Below are 23961 nucleotides of genomic sequence, written 5' to 3'. Positions count from 1 at the left end.
TTTTTTAAAATACACACGCCCGATATGGTATTTCAACTTGAAATCAACAAAAGATTTTGGATATTTTCCAACAGAAAAACAATTAATTGATTCCGGTTACATTATACAAAAAGATATTCGTTTTAAATCTGATGAAAGTATGAAAAGAGAGTTGGCATGGACTGCTTTTCAATCAGGTTTTATCAATAAAAATTTTGATTCTGGTCTTAATGTATGGGAAAAAAAATTGTTACCATTAGAAGATGAGTATTTGTTTTTAAAAAAAAATTTCCATAAAGTTTGGTCTATATATGTATTAATAATAAGAATTATAACCTTTAATAATCCTGTAAAAGAAATTCTAGCTTTTTTCAAACACAAAAATATAAGCAGACAAGATTATTCTAAGCAAATCTATCAATATCAAGATTATGAAGGTTTTAAAAGTAATTTAATTGATACAAATCCACAAGTATCTATTATTATTCCAACGTTAAATCGATATCAATATTTAAAAAATGTACTTAGAGATTTAGAAAATCAAACCTATAAAAATTTTGAACTTATTGTTGTAGATCAAACGGATGACTTCAAAGAAGAATTTTATCAAAATTGGAATTTAGATTTGAAATATTGGTTTCAAGAAGAAAAAGCATTATGGAAGGCAAGAAATGAAGCAATTAAAACAGCAAAGGGAGAGTTGATTCTTCTTTATGATGATGATTCTTTAATTGAATCTAATTGGATAGAGGAGCATTTAAAATGTTTGGACTATTTCAAAGCAGATTTGTCTTCAGGTGTTTCAATTAGTGTTGTTGGAGCAGAAGTCCCTAAAAATTATAGTTATTTTAAATGGAGTGATCAATTAGATACTGGCAATGTATTAATTAAAAAAGAAATTTTTTATAAAATAGGTTTCTTTGATTTACAATTTGAAAAGCAACGTATGGGAGATGGCGAATTTGGATTACGATGTTATTTAAATGGTTATAAAAACATATCTAACTATAAGGCTAAGCGAATACATTTAAAAGTTTCGGAAGGAGGGCTCAGACAAATGGGAAGTTGGGATGGTTGGCGGCCAAAAAAAATGTTTGGTCCTAGGCCTGTGCCAAGCGTGTTGTATTATACAAGAAAATACTATAAGACAAATGCTTCTATTTACATGTTGTTAATAAACATTATACCATCATATATTCCATATAAATTTAAAAAAAGTAGGGTGTTAAAATCACTTTCATTTTTGATGATTGCTTTTTTATTACCTTTGATTACTTTTCAAATATTTAAATCTTGGCAGATGTCAAGTAAAAAATTAAAAGAAAAAAGCAAAATTAGTAGGTCATGAAATTAAAAAAAATTAAAAATATTTTAAGTTATTACATTAGAAAAGAGAAACTATACAACAAAGTAGATTTTTGTGGTGTCAAGCTGAAAGTTTTGCCTAATTCAATAAGAAAAAAAATTGATAAAGATGATGCGTGGTATTTTGCTCTTGCTAAAAATTCAGAAAATGTTTTTGATCTGGGTTGTAATATCGGGTATAATTCTTTGATAGCCGCCATTCAAAACAAAAATAAAAATATTTTATTGGTAGACCCCAATCCAGAAGTATTAGCAAAAGCCGCTCAAAACATGATTTATAATGGTTTTGGTCTAAAATCTAAATTTATATCAGCTTTTATAGGAGAAAAGGATGGTGAGAAAATAAACTTTTATACAGTAGGTTCAGGTGCAGCAGGAAGTATGTATTCTAGTCATGCCACAACGGCTGCTGCTATTAACTCATTTTCAGAAGTTGAAAAAATTACAATAGACACTCTGGTTAATAAAGTTGGGTTTTCCCCGGATTTGATAAAAATAGATGTTGAAGGGGCTGAATATTTAGCTGTTTTGGGAGCAAAAGATACAGCAGCAAAACAAAAAACTAAGTTTTTTATAGAAATGCATTCTCTAAAAGAACTCCCTATGAAAGAGAATGCTCAATGTATTATAAATTGGTGTAAAGAAAATAATTATAAAGCTTATTATTTGGCCCAATCCATTCAAATTACAGATTCTGAAATAGTTGCTAAAAGAGGAAAATGTCATTTTTTATTATTGCCTTTTAATGAAGACTATCCTACTTACCTTAAAATGATTAAAGAAGGGGATGCACTTCCAACAAATTGTTAGGATTTTGAATTTTTCAATTATATGATTATTATTTTATTTACTTTGCTCATTGAACCTTGAGGCCGTTAAAATTAGTTAATACAATTTTTAATTACCTTCTTCATAAAAACACTTCTGGAATGTATAGAATTATCAGATTTTTTTACACTTTTTTACCCCAAAAAATGATTGTATTTTTAGGTAAAAGCAAATTTCTTAGATCAATTAGAAATTTTATTCTGAGACCTAATAATGTTGATGTAATTATTGACGACTTAATTAAGTGGGAAAAGGGTAAATTTTATTTTTTTGCATCAATCAAAGTGGTTCACAAAGCAAAAACAAAAGGCATTGAAAATAAATTATTAAAAAATACAATTTACTTGTTGACTAAAAATGAAATTAGTGAACCAGTAATTTTAGATGTTGGAGCAAATTATGGCTTTATAAGTCTTGCTCTTCAATCAAATTTAAGTAAAAAATCAACTTTTTATTCTTTTGAACCACATCCCGATATTTTTTCTGCTTTTAAAAAAAGTATTAAAAAAAACAATATAAAAAATATTACTTTAGAAAATTATGCTGTTGGTCATAGGGAAGATAATATATCAATAAATCTGTATGGTCAAACAAGTAACATATTAAATACCGGAAATAAAGTTATAAATACCGTTGAAATAAAGCAAATTAAATTAGATTCGTATTTATCTGAAAGAAATATAATACCTGACTTCATTAAAATTGATGTAGATGGTTATGAACTCATGGTTTTAGAAGGATTAAAAGAAACCATTGCCAAACATAAGCCTATTTTAGTTGTAGAGTTAAATGATGATAAAAAAGTATTAGATTTTTTGTTAACATTTGATTATGAGTTATTGAATTTAGATCTTAATTCGTTTTCAGATCTACCGAATAATATATTTTGTGTAAAAAAGAATTGAATAATATTGTTATAATTACATCCGAATTTCCACCTCAACCAGGTGGGATAGGCAACCATGCTTTTTTTTTGTCTAAATATTTAAAAAAAGAAGGTTACGAAGTTACAGTTGTTACCAATCACAGAAAAGTTGATGAAGATTTAGCCTTTGATGTTGTTCAAAATTTTAAAATAAACAGAATTAGACGTAATATTTTTACTTATTTAAATAGAATAATAAAAGCTATAAAAATTTCTCGAAATACTGAAATTATTTTTCTGTCAGGAAAGTTCTCTTTATGGACAGGAGGGTTTTTAAAATTTTTGTTTAAATCAAAAAAAGTTATAGCTATTATTCATGGTTCAGAATTGAATGCCGGAGGCAATTTTTCAAAATTTTTAACAAGATGGAGTTTAAATAAAGTAGATCATATTATTGCTGTGTCTACATTTACTAAATCCATTGCTTTAAAGATTAATCCGAAATTGAAAATTTATGTTATAAATAATGGTATAGAAATAAAACTTAATTCTTCAATTAAGAATAAAATTTTTAATCAAAAAAATCGATTAGCAATGGTAAGCGTTGGAAATCTATCCTACAGAAAAGGACAACAAAATCTTATTAGAGCATTACCATTGTTAAAAAAAGAATATCCTAATATTCATTATCATTGCGTAGGTATTCCGACTGAAAAAGAAAACTTCGAAAAATTAGCTGAGAAATTAAATGTTTTAGAACATATCACATTTCATGGTGTACTTTCAGAAATTGATAAAAATAGACTTTTAAGTGAATGCGATTTGTTTTGTATGTTAAGTAGCGTTTTGAAAAATGGTAATGTTGAAGGTTTTGGAATTGCTATATTAGAAGCAAATTCAATGGGTTTGCCTGCAATAGGTTCAAATAACTCGGGTATTGTAGATGCAATTAAAAATTATTTTAGTGGAGTATTAGTCTTCCCCGAGGAGGAGGAGGAAATACTAAAGGCTGTTAAATTAATTGTGGAGGACTATGATAATTATAGTAGAAAAGCCATGGATTGGTCTAAGAATTTTCAATGGAATAAAGTTATTAAAAAATATATTAATGTTTTAAACTCATGAGAAGGAAAAAACTTGTTATTATCTCTCATACTAAACATTATAAAGATGGCAAAAACATTGTGGGTTGGGGAGCTACAATCAATGAGGTAAATTATTTGGCTGATTATTGGGAAGAGGTTGTTCACATAGGTTGTTTATATAATTCTAAAGCTCCAAATAGTTCGTTACCCTATAATAAAGAAAACATTTCCTTTATTCCCATACCACCATTTGGAGGGAAAAACTTTATATCAAAACTTTTAATTTTTACAACCATCCCTATAATAGTTTTTAAGGTTTATAAAAATTGTATTGGAGCAACAGAGGTTCAATTACGGTTACCTACTTCAATGGGTTTATTTCTATTACCAATATTTTCATTCTTTATTCCTCGAAAGTTTATGTTTTGGGTTAAGTATGCTGGAGATTGGGGGCAAATAAAACCACCTTTAGCCAATAGAATTCAAAGATATTGGTTAAAAAAAAATTGGGCAAAATGTAAAGTAACTATAAATGGATTTTGGAATAATCAACCCAATCATTGTTATTCCTTTGAAAACCCTTGTTTATCAGAAGAAGATGTGAGTTATGGAAAAACTATTGCATTGGAAAAAGTTTTTCAAAAACCCTATAACTTCTGTTTTGTTGGCAGAGTTAATGATGCAAAAGGTGTTTCAGATATTATTTCATCATTCAAGAATGTTCCTTTAGATGAAATTAAAAACATACATATAATTGGAGATGGAGATGAAATTGATAAATACAAAAGAGATGCTGAATATTTAAATGGTAAAATTATTTTTCATGGATTTCAAGACAAAGAATATGTTCATCTTATTCTTAAATCAATTCACTTTTTTCTTTTACCTAGCAAAGCAGAAGGTTTTCCAAAAGTTGTAGCAGAGGCGGCCTGTTATGGAGGGATTCCTATTGTTTCTAATGTTGGTAGTATAGCTCACTACATTAATGATCAAAATGGATTCGTTTGGAATATAAAAAACAAAAAATGCACCTATGATAAATTTTTCAATATTGTATTGGAAACAGACCAAGATAAACTCAAGTTAATGTCAAATAATGTAGTCAAATTAGCTGAAATGTTTACATTTGATAATTATTTAAAAAAAATAGAACAGCATATACTTAATTGATTTTTTATGCAAACTTCAAAAGTTTATTATAATCATTTAAATCAGCTTAATCCGAAAAGTGATTTCACTTTTTTGGTTCGAAAAAACTCATATTTTTTTTTAGTCTTAACTATGATTTTTTCTTATTTTTATAATCTTCCTGTTCTAAGTTATAGTGTGAAAGGTGATAATGAACTAAGATTATATGATTTAATCGGTATAATTGTACTTTATGTCTTTTTTACAAATTTTAAATTTTATTATTATATTATTAATAAGAATAATGCTTTTAAATGGTTTTATTATTTTGTCGTATGGTGCTCGTTGACAATATTGGTTACTTTCTTCTTTAGTGTTTTTAAAAATAGACTTAGTGATTTTCTTCAATCTGTATTATACCTTTATCATTTGTGGGTATTCTTTGTAACTTCATTAATGTTTTTTGTAATTAGTTTTAATAAGAATAAATTAAAAATATTTGTTTATTTTATATTATTACTTTCAGCACTTTCATGTACAATAATAATATTACAAAATTTTAATATTATTCCCTTTTTATGGAGTAGTGCTTATAAGTTTAGCTATTCAGGATTTTTATCCGGTACCTTGGGACCTAATAAAATTGTTTCTGGAATGTATGCTTTAATGATGGCGGTATTTTCAATCGGCTTATTATCAAATAGAAAATCAGGTGTAAACAAAACATTACTAATCGTAGTTTTGATTTTTAATCTCTATGTATTGTTAGTCTCAGGTTCGAGAACAAGTTATGTGGGGATTTTGGTTTTCTTGTCTTTTTTTGCTTTCTTTAAAACCACAAGATTTATTTTTTTCGCTGTAATTATTGGGTCATTTTTTTCTTTTTTAATCTTGTCAAATGAACTACTCTATGCAAAAATTGACGAAGTAATTAATAAAAGGGTAGTCAATAAAATTGAAAATGAAGAAGACTTTGAAAATGCAAATGTTGGTAAATTGTACGAAGACTTAGGGGCAGGTAGAGATAACATATCATTAGGTTATTTGAATTATATTTTACGAAACCCTGAAATCATTCCATTTGGATTAGGATTCAATAATAGAATCACCAGAAAGATTGCAGCTCATAATATGTATTTAACAACGATCAAAGAACTCGGTCTTGTAGGATTTGTACTTTATTTTGGTTGGTTGATACAATATTTCTTAATTTCTTTCAAAAGAAATAGCGGTAATGAATTGGCTATGAAAGGCTTAACGCTGTCAATGTTAATTACACTTTTTTTTGGAGAACATTTGTATATATATAGACCATTATTTGCCACATTAGGAATGTTTTTATTAGTTATGTCTGCACTATTATCCTACCTTCACGACAATGAATTTATCAAAAAAAAATACAGTTGATTTTTTCTTTGGTTTTTTGTTTATACTTTTGAATGTATGCTTTAAATTTTTTTTCCTCATTATATTTTTCTGCCAAATTATAACCTAAGTTATGAATAAAATTAAATTACTAACAATCATGATTCCTGTTTACAATGAGGAAGAATGCATAAACAAGCTTTATCTTCAGTTAGATAAGGTAAGTAAATTATTAACATGTAAATGCGAATTTTTATTTATAAATGATGGGAGTTTTGACAAAACACTCGAATTAATTGTGAAAATTCAACAAAGTGATTCAAGAATTTCAATTGTTGATTTGTCTAGAAATTATGGGAAAGAGATTGCTATGACTGCCGGCTTAGATTATATGAAAGGTGATACTTTGGTAATTATAGATGCTGATTTGCAAGACAATCCAGAATTACTTCCAATAATGGTTAAAGAAATTGAAAATGGTTACGATGATGTTTATGCCCAGCGAACTTCCAGAAAAGGGGAAAGTTGGTTAAAAAAAACAACTTCATTTCTATTTTACCGCATTTTAGCAATTATGTCCTCTGTTCCAATCCAAAAAGATACAGGTGATTTTAGAATGTTGAGTTTTAAAGCAATCCAGGCATTAAGACGACTAGGAGAAAATGAACGAAATATGAAAGGTCTTTTTTCGTTCATTGGTTTCAAAAAAAAGGCAATCTATTATGAACGTAACGAAAGGATTGCAGGTAAAACTAAATGGAATTATTTTAAGTTAATTAATTTAGCAATCAGAGGTATAACTGCATTTTCTATGAAGCCTTTGCGAATAATTTCAGTAACAGGCTTAATTATTTCTTTAGCATCATTTGCGTTTTTATTAAAAGTTGTTATTAAGGCCATATTCTTCGGAGACCCTGTTGCAGGTTATCCTTCAATGATGTCTGCTATTTTATTGCTTGGCGGACTTCAATTATTATCAATAGGTGTATTAGGCGAATATCTTGGGATTGTTTTTTCAGAAACTAAGAAAAGACCAATTTATTTTGTCAATGATTACATTAATTCAAACTCAGAAAAAAATCCTGATGTATAAAGCTATTCGATTAAATCCACTTCAATTTTTAAGTTTTTTTATATTCATCTATACTATCTTTCCTTTTATAGTATTGTCCTTTTACAATGTCCCATTAGGAGATGATTTTTGGTATGCTGAGAGCTTTAGAACAAATGGATTTTGGAAAACACAATTAAAATTTTATTATGAATGGTCGGGAAGATACATTGCATCCGCAGCAATTTCAACTTTAAATCCAATTTCTTTTGGTTATTTTAATTTATCCTTTGTGCATCCATTATTATTAATTAGTGGTTTTGCTTTTGCTCTAAATCATTTTATAAAAAATGTTGTAGTTTTTTTTAATCTTTTAATAAACCCTACTTTACTTTTTTGTATTTTGTTCTTTTTTTATTTCAATTATGTGCCTGACTTTGGAGAAACTTTTTACTGGGTGGCGGGTGCATATACCTATCAGTTACCAGTTATATTTTTTCTATTATACCTAAGCTCTTTAATAAATTTATTTAAAAATGATTCTAAACTTTCAATATTTAAAAATCAGGTTCTAGCACTAATTAGTCTATTTATAGTGCTTGGATGTAATGAAGTAATTGTGGTTTATATGAATTTTGTAAACTTTATTTTGGTTTTAATATTATTAAAAAATAAAAATTATTTCAATCGATTCACTCCGATTTTTTTAATAGCCATATTTGTTTCATTTTTAATGATTACCGCTCCTGGCAATTTTGGAAGAGGAAGTTTATTTGAAAAATCTGATTTTCATTTCTTAAAATCTTCCCTACATTCTTTATCAAGATCTATTTTTGTAATGTTTTTTTGGCTTTCGTCTTTATTTGTAATTTTACTTTGCTTGCCAAAAAGTTATACTTTTAATGTTGATGGAATTAACAAATTATTTTTGTTTATAAGAACACAGAAGATTTATTTAATTTCTGGTTCAGTTTTTCTACTTGGTGTTTTGTTTACTGGTTTTTTTCCCAGTATTTATACAACTAACTGGATTCCTCAAAGAGCCTACACCCCAATTTTCTTTATTTTTATACTATTTGCCTCCCTATTAATATTAATGACAATTAAAAAAATAAAATTACTTTCAGAGATTAACATGATGCTTTCCACCAAAAAGATTTTGTTAGTTTTATTGCCTTTACTTATAATTACACTTTCTCACAATTCAAATATTATGAATGCTTATGTTGATATAACTTCTGGTAAAGCAAGTTCTTATCATAATCAAGTACTTCAAACTTATGAAATGTTAAATAATAGTAAATTAGATACGGTTTTTGTAAATCCTATTAAAAAGAAACCCTTAATCCTTCCTTATCGTTGGCCAGGTGAAAATCGACTAGTAAATAGTGAATGGGAAAAATATTTTAAGATTAAAAGAATTGAACTTTCTGTTGATCAAACTCAATAAGATTTATTTTTATGAAACCGATTCTTCTTTACATTGGGAATAAGCTTTTAAAACACGGTTATTCAGCAACATCCATTGAAACACTAGGGACTTTACTAGAAAAAGAAAATTATACATTATATTATTCTTCTTCAAAAAAAAACAAGATTCTTCGATTTTTAGACATGTTTTTTTCAACCTTATATAATGTTCGTAAAATTGATTACGTTTTAATAGACACTTACAGCACAAATAATTTTTGGTATGCCTTTATGGTCAGTCAAATCTGTAGATTTTTTAATAAACCTTATATTCCCATTTTAAGGGGGGGAGATTTACCAAATAGATTAGCTTCATCTCCTTATGTTTCTAAACTAATTTTTTCAAATTCTCTATACAATATAGCTCCTTCTAAATATCTTTTTGACGTTTTTAAAGAGCACAGCTTCTATAAAAATCTAAAACTTATCCCAAACACAATAGAGATTAGTAATTATAATTTTCATAAAAAAATAAACATAGCACCCAAGATTTTATGGGTTAGATCCCTATCCTCAATATATAATCCAAAAATGGCTATTGATGTTTTGGCTAAATTAAAAACTGATTTTTTGGATGCTGAGTTGTGCATGGTAGGGCAAGAAAAAGAGGTTAAAATTATTGAGTTAAATCAGTATGCTGTTTCTTTACAAGTAAACGTCACCTTCACCGGAAAACTCTCAAAAGAAGAATGGATCGAACTCTCAAAAAACTTTGATATTTTTATCAATACTACCCATTTTGATAATACTCCGGTGAGTCTCATCGAAGCTTTAGCACTTGGTTTACCTGTTGTTTCAACAAATGTAGGTGGAATTCCCTATTTAGTGAAAGATAGGGAAACTGCAATTTTAGTTAACGATTCAGATGTTCAAGCGATGGCTGATGCAATTATTGAGTTAATTAAAAACCCTGAATTGGCTCAAAAAATTGCTGCAAATGGTCGTAAATTAGCAGAACAATTTGATTGGCATATTGTTAAGAACCAATGGAAAGAAATATTAAAATAGCTTAAAAAATCTTCTTAAAATTGTTAAATTGCAGCCTCAATTCAACAATCAGATAGAATGAAAGGTAAGAAGAAAATTCATTTTGAAGTTTCGGAGAGAAAAATTCTTCTCAGGGTTTTCGACGTCTTGTTTGTATTGTTTATGCTTTATATTGTAGGCATAATTTTTAAGTTTGATTATTTTTCCATTACACCTTCAAATTTTTATTGGACCCTAGTTCTAGGGGTCTACGTTTTAATTGTTGGTTCTGTCTTTGAAATGTATAACCTTCAAGTGGCCAGTAATCAATTTCAAGTGATAAGGAGTATAATTTTGACTTCCTCCTCAACCGTATTATTTTATCTTTTAACTCCTTTTTTTACACCAACTCTACCAAGTAATAGGATTCAAATTGTTTACTTCTTTTTAGCTATTTTTTTAGCATTGTTTTTATGGCGAATGTTCTATCAAAAATATTTAGCCTCACACCGTTTTGAAAAAAAAGTTATTCTTATTTCTGAAAAAGAATTGGCAGATGAATTAATATCCGGATTAAAAAGTATCGACCCACATTACAATATTATTGCTTTTGTAAACACTGATGAAAATGCTGATATCAAGATTTTTAACAAGGCTGTGTCCATATTGTCTGTTGAAAATCTACAAAAATTTGTATCCAAAAACTCAATATCCGAAATAGTTATCGCAACGCAAAGAACAGAAGATATTACGGTTGAATTATACAACAAATTATTATTATTGTTAGAAAATGGCTATATCATTCGAGAATATACGCAAGTATATGAAAGTTTAACCCAACGTATTCCGGTTCAATTTGTAGCAAGAGATTTTTATAAATATTTTCCTTTTAGCCGAAGCAATCAAAATCAACTTTATCTCCTTTTTGTTCGTTTTTTTGAAATTGTAATTGCATTAACCGGGATAACTTTAGGTTTGATTTTACTTCCCCTTATTTTGATTGGGAATCTTATTGGAAACAAAGGCAATCTTTTTTACACGCAGATACGCGTCGGAAAAAATGGTGAAGAATTCCGAATATTGAAATTCAGAACGATGGTTAAAAATGCTGAATCGGCCGGAGCCGTTTTTGCGACAACAAATGATGCAAGAATTACCCCTTTTGGTAAATTTCTACGAAAAAGTAGAATTGATGAATTCCCTCAGTTTATCAATATTCTTTTGGGTGAAATGGCAGTTATTGGTCCAAGACCGGAACGTCCTGTTTTTGTGAATGAAATTGCAGAGGTTATGCCTTTTTATCAAACAAGACACGTTGTTAAACCCGGACTTACAGGTTGGGCTCAAGTAAATTATTCCTATGGAGACTCAATTGATGACAGTTTGATTAAGCTTCAATATGATTTATACTACATCAAGCACAGAAGTATTTTTTTGGATATTAACATTATGATTAAAACGTTGAGTACGATTCTGTTTTATCGCGGACAATAATTACAATTGTTTAAGTCTTGCTTTTAGTTTTAACAGAATTAATATTTCTAAAATCAATAGTGGAAGCATTAAAAATAAATGAGCTTTATTGAAGATGAAAAGCAAGTATACCGAAAAACAAAAAAGAATAAAATAAAACAATCGATTAAACCACACTGCATTTTTCTTAATAAAAGTGATGACAAGTCCAATCAAAAAAGGATTAAAAAGTAACACGTTGTAATTTTGAGAAACCTCTCTGTGTAATGAATAAAAACCAACGGTAGAAAGAAAAATTCCCAAAACACCTAAAAGCACTAAAAAAGGCAAGTAGATTTTATTTTGATTAGTAATAAATAGCATTACCAAGAATAAAATAAACGTATAAATTGAATTCCACCACGATTTAGTTGAAATTGAATTATCTTTTTCAAATAACACTTTTGTTTTTTGAGCAAAAGGTAGTTGATTAGTTTTTGTAACTTCTAAACTCTTTAGTAGTTCTATCGGAAGAAAGAGTTGTTCTGCAGGTTGATCTGTTCGATAGCCAAACATGATATTGATTCCCAATTTTTGATAAAAAAGTTTATCCATAAACGGATTCAATACATGACGATAACTCTGAGTTGTATTGCCAATTTTTACAATACTCGGTTGTTTTAATTGTTTGTTGATTTTGTCAACTACCATAGTGGTACAATTTTTATCTATAAATTTATAGAGATAAAACCGTTCTTCCGAATATAATGATTTTTCTAATTCATCAAATAATTGTTGTTTTTGTGCTGATGAAAAGTTTAATTCTTGTTCATAAACACTTCTGTTTTCCATCCGATAAGAATACATAAAGTGTTCAAATGACCCTTTGGCTACATAATAGTATAAATCACCTTTTACAAATTTTAAATAAAAATTGGGCGTGTTAAAATCAAACATGCCATAATTATATACGATATCAATACCCTGTTTCTGATCCTGAATTCGGATGGCCGTGTGACCAAAAATGGAATGTAGCTCTTCACCACTGCCACAAGTTAAGACACTGATTTTTGCTTCGGAAGACAAAGGATAATTTTGAGCAAAACTCAAAAAACTGCAGAACAATAAAAGAAGAAATTGTAATTTTACTTTCATACAATTTATCTAAAAATTCCTAAATCTACTTTTACAGAAAAAATATTGGAATATAATGCGGCACTTTGGTCGCCAATGTCCGTTAGAGCATAATCTACTTGAATGCCTTTATATTTAAATCCTAATCCAATGTTAGGTTGAAATCCAATTTTTTCAGTATTGTCAATTTGCATTACATTCTGAAAATTTCCGACTCCGGCACGAAGAAAAACTAAGTCAGTATAGCCAAATTCAAACCCTAATGCAGGATCTATACTCACAAAGTCTGATGCAATAATATCGTTGGTCTTGAAAAACTGCATATTCAAATTAAACGCAGCTAAAATCGAATAATCATAACGGTATTCAAATTTTCTTGAAATTCCCAATTGAGCTTTGGGTAAAGTAATTTCTGTACTTTCCGGTAAATCTTGATTTTCACCCGGAATGGCATCGGAAATTTTTTCAAATTCTTCTTCATCTATGTTCCAAATATTATAGGTGGTCGTAATATCTCGAACCATTAATCCTACTTTCCAATTGTTACGTTCAAATTGAATGCCAACATCTAATCCAAACCCCCAAGAATTAGCAAAATCACCTATAATTCTTCGAATTACTTTGGCATTCACCCCATATTGCCAACCCGGAACTTGTAAACTCCTGGCATAGGAAAAAGTAGCTCCATAATCGGCAGTAGAAAATTTACTAATTCGGTTGTAGTCAATATTACCTTCACTGTCAATGAGTTGGGTTGTGTTTAAGATATCGTCCACTCCAAAACGAATTAAAGAAATTCCCCATGCACTGCGGTCATCAATTGGCATCGCAAAAGCGGCATAATCATATTGGGCAATGTTGGCAAAATAACTAGCGTGCATCAACGCTCCTTGACTGTCTTCCAAAAAAACCAATCCTGCCGGATTCCAGTAACCTGAATTTACATCTGCTGTACTTGCAGTAACGGCATTAGACATGCCCAAAGCAGCAGCATCCACACCGATACTCATAAATTCATTTGAATATTTTCGCACAGCCTGACTGTTCGCCAAAAACGGAATCAGAAGTAAAGCAAAAAAAAGATTTTTTTTCAAAGCAAAATTTTATTTTCAAACAGCAAAAGGCAATTTTTTTTCAAAAATAGGAATTTTTAGCTTGTCTCTTTCTATGATTTTATGAAATAAAAAACAATCAAAATAGTTGACTAAAAATATCAATTAAAAAACGCACTTGTTTCTCACTTATTGTATTAAATTTGTTATCAAACCTCAAAAGATGAATATAAAAGCAAAAATTCCTAATTTCATTACATTACTTAACTTGTTATCAGGGTGTATCGCTTTGGTATTTGTGGCAAGAAACAATTTCGAATTGGCTTTTTTCTTTGTTTGTTTAGGTATATTTTTTGACTTTTTTGATGGTTTTTTTGCTAGAATTTTTAAAGTGCAAAGTCCGCTTGGTGTTCAATTGGATTCATTGGCCGATATGATAACGAGTGGTGTAGTGCCTGGCTTTACTATGTTTCAATTGATATTCAAATACCAAAATGAAGGAATTTCAGTTTTGGATGCTTATTTTCCGATGAACCATATTTTACCATTAGCCGGATTTATCATCACCTTGGGTTCCTGCTATCGTTTAGCAAAATTTAATATCGATACGCGTCAAACCGATTCTTTTATTGGATTACCTACGCCCGCCAATGCTTTGTTAATAATGAGTATTCCCGTAATCATGAATCACACGCAATTTGAAGTTTTATATAGTATCCTAAGCAATCCTTATCTATTAATAGGTATTGCTATTTTTAGTGCCTATATCTTAAATGCTGAAATACCACTTTTCTCACTGAAAATGAAGAGCTTTTCATGGCAAAACAATAAATTCCAAATACTATTCTTAATTTTATCAGTCGTTTTGTTGTTGGTATTGCAAATTGTTGCCTTGCCTTTAATTATTCTACTTTATGTTTTGATGTCTGTCATTCAAAATAAAATGACTACTTAGTCGTTTTGTCTTTCTTTCTTTATGGCAAAGCAAACCAAACAAAAACCGACGACTAAAAGGCGTTCAACAAAGAAAAAATCATTTTTTTCGGGTTGGATTATCAGTTTTACCATTACCTTTTTCATTCTACTAATCATAGGAATTACTGCTTATCATTACCGAGATGCTCTAGCTTATTATTTTAGTTTTCGTTCTAAACATGCGATTGAAAACTACAATGCGTCCAAAGTGGAAGAAGCTCGAATTTTTCAGGTTTTAAAACGCCACAAGAAGAAAGTTTTTGGTTTTGATGTCTCTGAATACCAAGGAAAAATTAATTGGCAAGAAACCAAAACAGTAGAAGACACTTTTCAATTGAAATTTGTTTTCATCAGAGCAACAGCCGGAAAAGACAAAGTAGATGGCCGCTTTAAACAAAATTGGACAAAGGCTAAAGAAAATGGTTTTGTTCGAGGGGCCTATCATTACTATCGGCCGAATGAAAATTCAATTCAACAAGCCACTAATTTCATCAAAACAGTAAAGCTCCAAAAAGGGGATTTTCCACCTGTTTTAGATATTGAAAATTTACCTAAAACCCAATCCATTGACAGTTTGAAAGTAGGGTTGAAACGTTGGTTGACCAAAGTGGAAAATCATTACAACGTCAAACCCATTATTTATTCGGGAGAAAGTTATTATAATGATTTTCTTGAAAAAGAGTTCAAAGGGTATACTTTTTGGATTGCCAATTATAATTTTTTTGTGGAAGATATCAAAGACCATTGGACTATTTGGCAATTCACGGAAAAAGGAACAGTGCTCGGAATTGAGGGACCGGTTGACATCAATATTTATAATGGAACGCCTAAAATGTTGAATTATATGCTCCTGCAGTAGAAATTAAAACTCCAATTTCTTTTTTCGCAATTCGAAATTTTGTCCTAAATATACTTTTCTAACCATTTCGTCAGCTGCCAAATCTTCTGGAATTCCGGCTTTCAAAATGCCGCCTTCAAACATTAAATAGGTTTTGTCGGTAATGGCTAATGTTTCTTGTACATTATGATCGGTGATTAAAATACCAATGTTTTTGTTTTTCAATTGGGCCACAATCCGTTGAATATCTTCCACGGCAACCGGGTCAACGCCTGCAAAAGGTTCGTCAAGCAAAATAAACTTTGGGTCGGTTGCCAAGGCTCGGGCAATTTCAGTTCTTCGCCTTTCTCCGCCCGAAAGTAAGTCACCACGATTGGTTCGAATATGTTCTAAACTAAATTCAGCAATCAAACTTTCCATTTTTGCAACTTGTTCCGCTTTGGAAAGTTTAGTGAGTTGCAAAACACTCAGAATATTATCTTCGATACTCAATTTTCTAAAAACAGAGGCTTCTTGGGCCAAATAACCAATTCCGTTTTGAGCACGTTTATACATTGGATAATCGGTAATTTCCATATTATCCAAGTATATTTTTCCGCTATTGGGTTTTACCAACCCTACAATCATGTAAAAAGAAGTAGTTTTTCCGGCTCCGTTTGGGCCCAATAATCCCACAATTTCTCCTTGATTTACTTCTACAGAAACACCTTTTACAACACTTCTGCCTTTGTAGGTTTTAACGATATTTTCGGCTCTTAATTTCATGGTTTAATTTGTCAACGAGTCAATTTGTCAATACGACAATTGAAGAAACATGTTGTAAAAATAGAAATTTTATTTTCAGTTCAAATTTTATTGTTTTTTGATTAACATTTTGTCAATGTGCCAATTAATCAATTAGCCATTGTGTCAATTAGTTTAAACGTATTTTATTATGTGCTGTTATTCAATTGACTAATCGACACATTGATTAATTGGTACATTACCTTTCTAAAGCTTCCCAAAATTCATATGCTCTTCGCAAATGAGGAATCACAATAGTGCCACCAACCAATGTGGCAATCCCCATCGCTTCCATCATTTCCTCTTTGGTAACACCGTGCTTGTAGCTTGTTTCTAAATGATATTTGATACAATCATCACATCGCAATACAGCGGAAGCTACCAAACCTAATAATTCTTTAGTTTTTACATCCAAAGCACCTTCCGCATAGGCATTTGTATCTAAATTGAAAATTCGTTTGATGACTAAATTATTGTCAGCCAACAGCTTTTCATTCATTTTAGAACGATAATCATTAAATTCTTGAACCAAATCTGACATTTTTTTATTTTTAAGTTGATTTTTTTAATTCTTTTCTAACAACAATAAAGCTAATGAAAATACTAATTTCATACAAAATCATAATTGGAACAGCTACAATTACTTGACTAATAACATCAGGTGGAGTTATAATAGCGGATAAAATCAATACAATAATAAGTGCATACTTTCTATATTTTCTTAAAAAAGCAGGAGTTACCAATCCTAATTTACTTAAAAAATAGATAAAAATTGGTAATTCAAACAGTAATCCACAAGCTATTGAAGATGTTTTGATCATGCTGGTATAAGAATCCAAATTAAATTCGTTCACAATCTCAGAACTCGCACTAAATGATCCAAAAAAATAAACAGATAAAGGGGTGATAATATAATAACCGAACAAAACCCCTAAAAAGAACAATAATGACGAAAGTATAATAAATGCTTTGGCATATTTTTTCTCTTTTTCATATAATGCCGGACTGATAAACTTCCATATTTCCCATAGAATAAAAGGAAATCCAGCTATAAATCCAACTGTAATGCAAGTCCAAATTAAAAAGGAAACCTGACCACCCATGTTCGTATTTTGAATAATGAATGGCATTTTCACATTACATATTTCTGCATCATTTATTCCAAAAAAACGAGTTACATCACAGAAAAAATGATAGGTCACAAAATTTGGATCTTTTGGGCCGAATAAAATTTTTTCAAAAATAAAATCGCTTACAAAAAAAGCGGCACAGGCTAAGATTAAAACAGCAGAAGTGCTTCGGACTAACAACCATCTCAACTCTTCGAGATGATCTAAAAATGACATTTCTTTCGGATTACTGGTTGCCATTATACAATGCCTTCTTTTAAAATGTCATGCAAATGGATTACTCCTTTATACGAGTTGTTTTCCGCTACAATTAATTGAGTAATCGAGAAATCTTCCATTATATTTAGTGCTTCAACAACCATATCATTAGGTTGAATCATTTTTGGATTTTTGGTCATAATATCTCGAGCGTAAATTCCGGTTATAGTTGCTGTCTTGCTCAACATTCTTCTTATATCACCATCAGTAATGATTCCAATTATTTTATCATTTTCAACGACAGCTGTAACACCAAGTCTTTTTTCAGAAATCTCAAAAATAACAGTCTGAACATTCGAATCAGGTGACACGGATGGTTTTTTTGAATCATCCAACATGTCTTTCACTCGAAGCAAAAGTTTTTTTCCTAAGGCTCCGCCGGGATGGTATTTGGCAAAATCTTCTCCTTTAAAGTTTCGCATTTCCATTAAACAAACAGCTAAACAATCACCCATAACCAATTGTGCAGTAGTACTATTGGTTGGAGCTAAATTGTTTGGACAAGCTTCTTTCTCTACCGTTGTATCTAAAACATATTGCGAATTTTTAGCTAAAAAAGAAGTCAAATTTCCGGTCATCGCAATTAATGTATTTCCAAATCGGTTCAATATCGGGACCAAAATTTTAATTTCGGGACTATTTCCGCTTTTTGATATACAAATCACAACATCATCCGGTTGAACCATCCCTAAATCGCCATGAACTGCCTCAGAAGCATGTAAAAACATTGACGGAGTTCCTGTAGAATTTAGAGTCGCTACAATTTTTTGAGCGATAATGGCACTTTTTCCAATTCCGGTAACAATTAAGCGGCCTTTTGATTGATAAATTAGCCGAACACTTTCTACAAAATCATTAGTTAGTAAATCAGCCAATTTTGAAATGGCTTGACTTTCAGTTAAAATGGTTTCTCTGGCAGTTGCTAAAATTTTTTCTTTTGTAATCAAAACGGATTGTATATAAAATTTGTATGAATAAAAGAAAGTTGTATCTTTATGGATGCAAATTTAAAATAAAATACCCATACATAAGAATGAATCCCAACGAAATTGACATTCATAAGGAATTAAAAAAGTATTTTGGTTTTGATCAGTTCAAAGGTCTTCAGGAACAAGTGATCAAAAGTATCCTGAATAAAACAAATACTTTCGTGATTATGCCAACCGGAGGAGGTAAATCATTGTGCTACCAACTTCCTGCATTATTTCAAAACGGAACAGCTATTGTTGTTTCTCCACTTATTGCATTAATGAAAAACCAAGTGGATGCCATCCGAAGTGTTTCTTCGGAAGACGGTATAGCACACGTTTTAAATTCATCTTTAACAAAGACTGAAATCAATCAAGTTAAAAAAGATATTGTTTCGGGCATTACAAAGTTATTATACGTTGCACCAGAATCATTGGCAAAAGAGGAATATGTTGAGTTTTTAAAGTCAGTTCCCATTTCATTTATTGCGATTGACGAGGCTCACTGTATTTCTGAATGGGGGCATGATTTTCGTCCGGAATACAGAAACTTAAAAAACATAATTAAACATTTGGGAAATGTACCTGTGATCGGTCTCACAGCCACTGCTACCCCAAAAGTACAGGAAGATATACTTAAAAACTTGGACATGTCCGATGCCAAAACATTCAAAGCATCGTTCAATCGACCAAATTTATTTTATGAAGTTCGTCCGAAAACCAAAAATGTGGAGTCGGATATTATTAAATTTATCAAACAAAATAAAGGTAAGTCAGGAATTATTTATTGCCTTAGCCGAAAAAAGGTAGAGGAAATTGCTCAGGTATTACAAGTGAATGGGATAAGTGCCGTCCCTTATCATGCCGGTTTAGATGCCAAAACCAGAGCGAAACACCAAGATATGTTTTTGATGGAGGATGTTGAAGTGGTAGTTGCTACAATTGCTTTTGGAATGGGAATTGACAAACCGGATGTTCGATTTGTGATTCATCATGATATCCCTAAATCGCTCGAAAGTTATTACCAAGAAACAGGCCGTGCCGGTCGAGATGGTGGCGAAGGCCATTGTTTAGCCTATTATTCGTATAAAGATGTAGAAAAACTTGAAAAGTTCATGTCAGGCAAACCGGTAGCAGAACAAGAAATTGGATTTGCTTTGCTTCAAGAAGTGGTTGCCTATGCCGAAACTTCGATGTCAAGAAGAAAATTTCTACTGCATTATTTCGGAGAAGAATTTGACAACGAAACAGGAGAAGGAGGAGATATGGATGACAATGTACGTAATCCAAAACCAAAATCTGAAGCCAAAGATAACGTAGTTAAAGTACTTCAGGTGGTTAGAGATACAAAACATTTATACAAGTCTAAAGAAATTGTTTTTACCTTAATGGGTAAGATTAATGCTGTAATCAAAGCACATCGAACCGATTCTCAAGACTTTTTTGGTTGCGGAAACGATAAAGAGGAACGTTATTGGATGGCTCTCATTCGTCAGGTTTTAGTAGCAGGGTTATTAAAAAAAGACATTGAGACCTATGGAATTTTGAAATTATCCCCTGAAGGAATAGCTTATTTAAAAAATCCAACTTCTTTCATGATGACAGAAGACCATGAGTATAGCGAGGAAGAAGACGATGCAATTGTAGCTGCTTCAAAATCCTCCGGAACTGCTGACGAGGCTTTGATGGCGATGTTGAAAGATTTACGTAAAAAAGAAGCCAAAAAATTGGGTGTGCCCCCTTTTGTGGTTTTTCAAGATCCATCATTGGAAGACATGGCTTTAAAATACCCAATTTCGATAGAAGAACTTAGTAATGTGCATGGTGTGGGCGAAGGAAAAGCCAAAAAATACGGCAAACCATTTGTAGATTTAATTGCCCGTTATGTAGATGAAAATGATATTATTCGTCCGGATGATTTGGTTGTGAAGTCAACCGGTGCAAATTCTGCCAATAAATTATACATCATTCAAAATATTGACAGAAAGTTATCTTTGGAAGATATTGCCAAAGCAAAAGGCCTTACGATGGATAATCTATTGAAGGAAATGGAACAAATTGTGTACTCAGGAACTAAATTAAATATCAAATATTGGATTGATGAGATTTTAGACGATGAGCAACAAGATGAAATTCATGACTACTTTATGGATTCACAAACCGACAAAATAGAAGACGCTTTGAAAGAATTTGATGGCGATTATGACATCGAAGAATTGCGTTTGATGCGAATTAAATTTATAAGTGAAGTAGCCAATTAGTGTTCAGTCTTTGTTTTCAGTTACAGTTTACAATTTCAGTATCTTGCAAACTGCGACTGCAAACTGCGACTGTAAACTATTCATACAATTCCCCCCGATGAGGTTTCAAAGCATCGCGAACCGCAATCATGTTTTCATCAGTAACAACCATAAAGGCAATGGCATACATTTCGTTGTATATTTCAAACCCCGTAATGTTAAGTGGAAGTTGTTCTGCTTCAATGAATTCTTTTAAATGAATTTCATGATGCTCTGCCGTTTTAGCTGAAGCCGGACCTCTAAAATCCCAAATCAATTTAATTTTTCTTGACATTTTTTTATGCAAAAATAAATTCATTTTATGAAAAAACTCGTCTTAGGTTTACTTTTATTTTCAGTTGGGATGAAAGCTCAAAAACTTTCAACTGATCAAGCTAATCATTTGGCTTCGCTTCCGTTAAAGTGTTTACAGCAGGAATATCCCAACAAATTAAACCAACTTTTATGGGATGCCACCGAAATTCAATCACCCGTTCAATTGCATCCCGCTTTTTATGGATGCTTCGATTGGCATTCTTCCGTTCACGGTCATTGGAGTTTGGTGTATTTACTGAATCATTTTCCTGATATAGCGAATAAAAATGAGATTATTCAAAAGTTAAAAACCAATTTGTCGAAAGAAAATATTCAATTGGAAGTGGCCTATTTTTCTAAAAATCACGAAAAATCCTTTGAACGAACCTATGGTTGGAATTGGTTATTAAAATTGCAATTAGAATTAGAAATCAGTAAGGAACCTTTTGCTAAAGAATTGGCTCAAAATCTAAAACCACTTTCTGACTTAATTGTGCAACGATATTATGAATTTCTCCCAAAATTACTTTATCCGGTTCGAGCGGGAACACACAATAACACGGCATTCGGACTCACATTTGCGTGGGATTATGCTGTTTATTCCAACAACAAAGATTTTCAAAATTTAATAACCGAAAATGCCAAACGATTATTTTTATCCGATGAAAATTGTCCGTTAAATTGGGAACCCAGCGGTACCGATTTTCTTTCGCCTTGTATGGAAGAAATTGGAATTATGAGTAGAGTTTTACCGGAGAAAGAATTCTTATCGTGGCTAAAGAAGTTTAATAAGTCCATTTTTAAGAAAGATTTTGATTGGGAAGTTGCCCGAGTTTCAGACCGAACCGATGGCCATTTGGTGCATTTAGACGGATTAAATTTTAGCCGTGCTTGGAATTTTTATCATTTGATAAAGTTATATCCAAAACACTTTTCTCATCTTAAGTCGTTAGCTGAAAAGCATCTCAATTTTTCTCTCCCATCAGTTGTTGATGGCAATTATGAAGGTGAACATTGGTTGGCTTCGTTTGCGTTAAGAGCATTTGAAGAAAAAAATTAGCAAATCAAATTTTATTAATTATATTTGAAAAAAAACAAACATATGATAAACAACTACTTGTCAAAAATTATCGTACTTTTTTTATTACTTACTAACCTTGGTTTTTCGCAAAACAATTATTCGGTTTCACCAATTCCACACCAAGTTTACACTACTGGTGCAACGTCATTAGCAACTCTTGATGATAGATACTCAGAAGTAATACCAATTGGTTTTGACTTTGATTTTTATGGGAATAATCACAATGAATTAGTAATTAGCACAAATGGATACGTTAATTTTAATTTAGAAAATGCAACTATTTACAGCGAATATTTTTTTGATACACCTTTAGCTCAGTTAAATGTTAATGTGCAAAATTCAATATTTGCTTGCTATCATGATTTATATAATTTTGATGATATTGGTTCGTTAACGTATTCAACTGTTGGTAATGCACCTTTTAGAAAGTTTGTTGTAATATTTGAAAATCAGCCTCATTTTGGAGGTCAATGTTCTTCCAATCTCAGTTCCTTTCAACTAATATTGTATGAAACATTTAATTTTATTGATGTTCAAATTATAGATAAGCCTGCTTGTACAGCTTGGATGGGAGGAAGAGCACTCATTGGTATTCTAAACCAAGACGGTACCAACTCCTTGGCACCACCCGGAAGAGATACTGGCGTTTGGACTGCAAGCCAAGAAGGTTGGCGTTTTTCAAGACCATTTGAAAATGCAACTTATAATTATGTTGTTTGTGATGATGATGAAGATGGAATAGCGGTTTTTAATTTAAATTTAGTGAAAGAAGAATTAAGTTCAGGTGCTCCTGAGTCAGTTTTAATTTATACCTCGCAATCAGATGCTGAAGCTGGAACAAATGGTATTAGTTCTTCAGATTTCTCAAATGTAAATCCAAACGAACAAACCCTTTTTGCTTTTTTTAATGGTACAATAACGCAAGTAAAATTGATGGTCATAGATTGTAATACAGATTATGATTTGGATTCTATAGCCAATGATTTAGAAGATTTAAATGGTGATGGAAATTTATATAACGATGATACTGATGGGGACGGAATCCCAAATTTTTTAGATAATGACGATGATGGTGATATGGTTTTAACTGAATTTGAATATGTATTCCCGAATGGTAGAAGTTCTGATGCCGGTGATCCGTTAGATACAGACGCTGATGGAATTCCGAATTATCTCGATAATGATGATGATGGAGATGGTGTATTGACAATTAATGAAGATTACAATGGCAATAATAATCCAATGGATGATGATACAAATTCAAATGAAATTCCGGATTATTTAGACAATCAAGTAGCTCTAAGTTTAACAGAAAATCAACTGGTAAAATTAATTCAGATTTATCCAAATCCGGCAGAAAATTTTATTTCAATAGCCAACCAATCGGAATGGAGTATTGATAAAATCTCAATTTATGCTATTAATGGTTCAAAAGTAAAAGAAGTAAATAATTTCAATAATAATCAAACTATTGATGTTTCAACTCTTCAATCTGGATTGTATTTGATTAATATTCAAATGAATAATCAAAATTTAAATTATAAGTTTTTGAAAAAATAACCGAATAGAATTGTTCTAAAGAAGGTTTAGCATT

At 30.8% G+C, this 23961-nt stretch carries 22 protein-coding genes; 15 read left to right on the top strand and 7 right to left on the bottom strand.

All coding sequences use genetic code 11. The features are described from left to right. Nucleotides 1-37: 37 nt before the first annotated feature. From EQG68_RS06155 to EQG68_RS06110, 10 genes are all read left to right on the top strand, one after another. Nucleotides 38-1327: a glycosyltransferase family 2 protein gene (locus EQG68_RS06155; RefSeq protein ID WP_246011661.1), complete on the top strand. Its 1290-nt coding sequence runs from the start codon at nt 38-40 to the stop codon at nt 1325-1327. Then, nucleotides 1324-2154 carry an FkbM family methyltransferase gene (locus EQG68_RS06150; RefSeq protein ID WP_129463913.1) on the top strand — a complete coding sequence of 277 codons (831 nt, stop codon included), beginning with the start codon at nt 1324-1326 and terminating at the stop codon, nt 2152-2154. The genes EQG68_RS06155 and EQG68_RS06150 overlap by 4 nt, the downstream gene beginning before the upstream one ends. Before the next feature lie 119 nt (nt 2155-2273). Then, the gene (locus EQG68_RS06145) at nt 2274-3077 is read left to right on the top strand and encodes an FkbM family methyltransferase (protein ID WP_129463912.1); all 804 of its coding nucleotides are present in this window, start codon (nt 2274-2276) and stop codon (nt 3075-3077) included. Beyond that, complete coding sequence (locus EQG68_RS06140) at nt 3074-4162, top strand: glycosyltransferase family 4 protein (protein WP_129463911.1); 1089 nt, start codon at nt 3074-3076, stop codon at nt 4160-4162. Before EQG68_RS06145 ends, EQG68_RS06140 begins: the two co-directional genes overlap by 4 nt. After that, the gene (locus EQG68_RS06135) at nt 4159-5292 is read left to right on the top strand and encodes a glycosyltransferase (protein ID WP_129463910.1); all 1134 of its coding nucleotides are present in this window, start codon (nt 4159-4161) and stop codon (nt 5290-5292) included. The genes EQG68_RS06140 and EQG68_RS06135 overlap by 4 nt, the downstream gene beginning before the upstream one ends. 6 nt (nt 5293-5298) lie before the next feature. Continuing rightward, nucleotides 5299-6657, top strand: a complete 1359-nt coding sequence (locus EQG68_RS06130) for an O-antigen ligase family protein (RefSeq protein WP_129463909.1) — start codon at nt 5299-5301, stop codon at nt 6655-6657. A gap of 91 nt (nt 6658-6748) precedes the next feature. Continuing rightward, a complete protein-coding gene (locus EQG68_RS06125) occupies nt 6749-7708 on the top strand; it encodes a glycosyltransferase family 2 protein (protein WP_222845201.1) in 960 nt (319 codons plus the stop codon). Then, nucleotides 7701-9116 carry a DUF6056 family protein gene (locus EQG68_RS06120; RefSeq protein ID WP_129463908.1) on the top strand — a complete coding sequence of 472 codons (1416 nt, stop codon included), beginning with the start codon at nt 7701-7703 and terminating at the stop codon, nt 9114-9116. Before EQG68_RS06125 ends, EQG68_RS06120 begins: the two co-directional genes overlap by 8 nt. A gap of 11 nt (nt 9117-9127) precedes the next feature. Further along, a complete protein-coding gene (locus tag EQG68_RS06115) occupies nt 9128-10144 on the top strand; it encodes a glycosyltransferase family 4 protein (RefSeq protein ID WP_129463907.1) in 1017 nt (338 codons plus the stop codon). A gap of 57 nt (nt 10145-10201) precedes the next feature. After that, nucleotides 10202-11596, top strand: a complete 1395-nt coding sequence (locus EQG68_RS06110) for an exopolysaccharide biosynthesis polyprenyl glycosylphosphotransferase (RefSeq protein ID WP_129463906.1) — start codon at nt 10202-10204, stop codon at nt 11594-11596. On the opposite strand, the gene EQG68_RS06105 is transcribed toward EQG68_RS06110, so the two are convergent. Then, nucleotides 11597-12709: a lipoprotein N-acyltransferase Lnb domain-containing protein gene (locus EQG68_RS06105; protein WP_129463905.1), complete on the bottom strand. Its 1113-nt coding sequence runs from the start codon at nt 12707-12709 to the stop codon at nt 11597-11599. Nucleotides 12710-12714: 5 nt separating this feature from the next. Continuing rightward, nucleotides 12715-13782: a putative type IX sorting system protein PorV2 gene (locus EQG68_RS06100; RefSeq protein ID WP_449404219.1), complete on the bottom strand. Its 1068-nt coding sequence runs from the start codon at nt 13780-13782 to the stop codon at nt 12715-12717. Between the two features lie 181 nt (nt 13783-13963). Between EQG68_RS06100 and EQG68_RS06095 the strand changes: the two genes are divergently transcribed. Further along, complete coding sequence (locus EQG68_RS06095) at nt 13964-14695, top strand: CDP-alcohol phosphatidyltransferase family protein (protein WP_129463904.1); 732 nt, start codon at nt 13964-13966, stop codon at nt 14693-14695. 21 nt (nt 14696-14716) lie between these two features. Then, nucleotides 14717-15574, top strand: a complete 858-nt coding sequence (locus tag EQG68_RS06090) for a glycoside hydrolase family 25 protein (protein ID WP_129463903.1) — start codon at nt 14717-14719, stop codon at nt 15572-15574. Between the two features lie 3 nt (nt 15575-15577). On the opposite strand, the gene lptB is transcribed toward EQG68_RS06090, so the two are convergent. From lptB to EQG68_RS06070, 4 genes are all read right to left on the bottom strand, one after another. Next, nucleotides 15578-16318, bottom strand: a complete 741-nt coding sequence (gene lptB, locus EQG68_RS06085) for an LPS export ABC transporter ATP-binding protein (protein ID WP_129463902.1) — start codon at nt 16316-16318, stop codon at nt 15578-15580. 217 nt (nt 16319-16535) lie between these two features. Then, nucleotides 16536-16877, bottom strand: coding sequence for a carboxymuconolactone decarboxylase family protein (locus tag EQG68_RS06080; RefSeq protein WP_129463901.1), 342 nt, complete (start codon nt 16875-16877; stop codon nt 16536-16538). Nucleotides 16878-16887: 10 nt separating this feature from the next. Continuing rightward, complete coding sequence (tatC, locus tag EQG68_RS06075) at nt 16888-17706, bottom strand: twin-arginine translocase subunit TatC (RefSeq protein ID WP_129463900.1); 819 nt, start codon at nt 17704-17706, stop codon at nt 16888-16890. Next, a complete protein-coding gene (locus tag EQG68_RS06070) occupies nt 17706-18671 on the bottom strand; it encodes a KpsF/GutQ family sugar-phosphate isomerase (RefSeq protein WP_164975397.1) in 966 nt (321 codons plus the stop codon). The genes tatC and EQG68_RS06070 overlap by 1 nt, the downstream gene beginning before the upstream one ends. Before the next feature lie 86 nt (nt 18672-18757). On the opposite strand from EQG68_RS06070, the gene recQ reads away from it, so the two are divergent. Continuing rightward, nucleotides 18758-20953, top strand: coding sequence for a DNA helicase RecQ (gene recQ / locus EQG68_RS06065; protein WP_129463899.1), 2196 nt, complete (start codon nt 18758-18760; stop codon nt 20951-20953). A 76-nt stretch (nt 20954-21029) separates the two neighbouring features. Here the strand turns inward: recQ and EQG68_RS06060 are convergent, their stop codons facing one another. After that, a complete protein-coding gene (locus EQG68_RS06060) occupies nt 21030-21266 on the bottom strand; it encodes a hypothetical protein (protein ID WP_129463898.1) in 237 nt (78 codons plus the stop codon). 27 nt (nt 21267-21293) lie between these two features. On the opposite strand from EQG68_RS06060, the gene EQG68_RS06055 reads away from it, so the two are divergent. Both EQG68_RS06055 and EQG68_RS06050 read left to right on the top strand, forming a co-directional pair. Continuing rightward, complete coding sequence (locus EQG68_RS06055) at nt 21294-22346, top strand: DUF2891 domain-containing protein (RefSeq protein WP_129463897.1); 1053 nt, start codon at nt 21294-21296, stop codon at nt 22344-22346. Between the two features lie 42 nt (nt 22347-22388). Further along, entirely contained in the window at nt 22389-23927 is a 1539-nt protein-coding gene (locus tag EQG68_RS06050; RefSeq protein ID WP_129463896.1) for a T9SS type A sorting domain-containing protein, read from the top strand. The last annotated feature ends 34 nt before the right edge of the window (nt 23928-23961 follow it).

Origin of the sequence: Flavobacterium piscinae, assembly GCF_004122145.1 — a bacterium.
Classification (GTDB): Bacteria; Bacteroidota; Bacteroidia; order Flavobacteriales; family Flavobacteriaceae; genus Flavobacterium; species Flavobacterium piscinae.
Note: the sequence above shows the minus strand (reverse complement) of the source record. Positions and strands in the feature narration are given on the sequence as shown.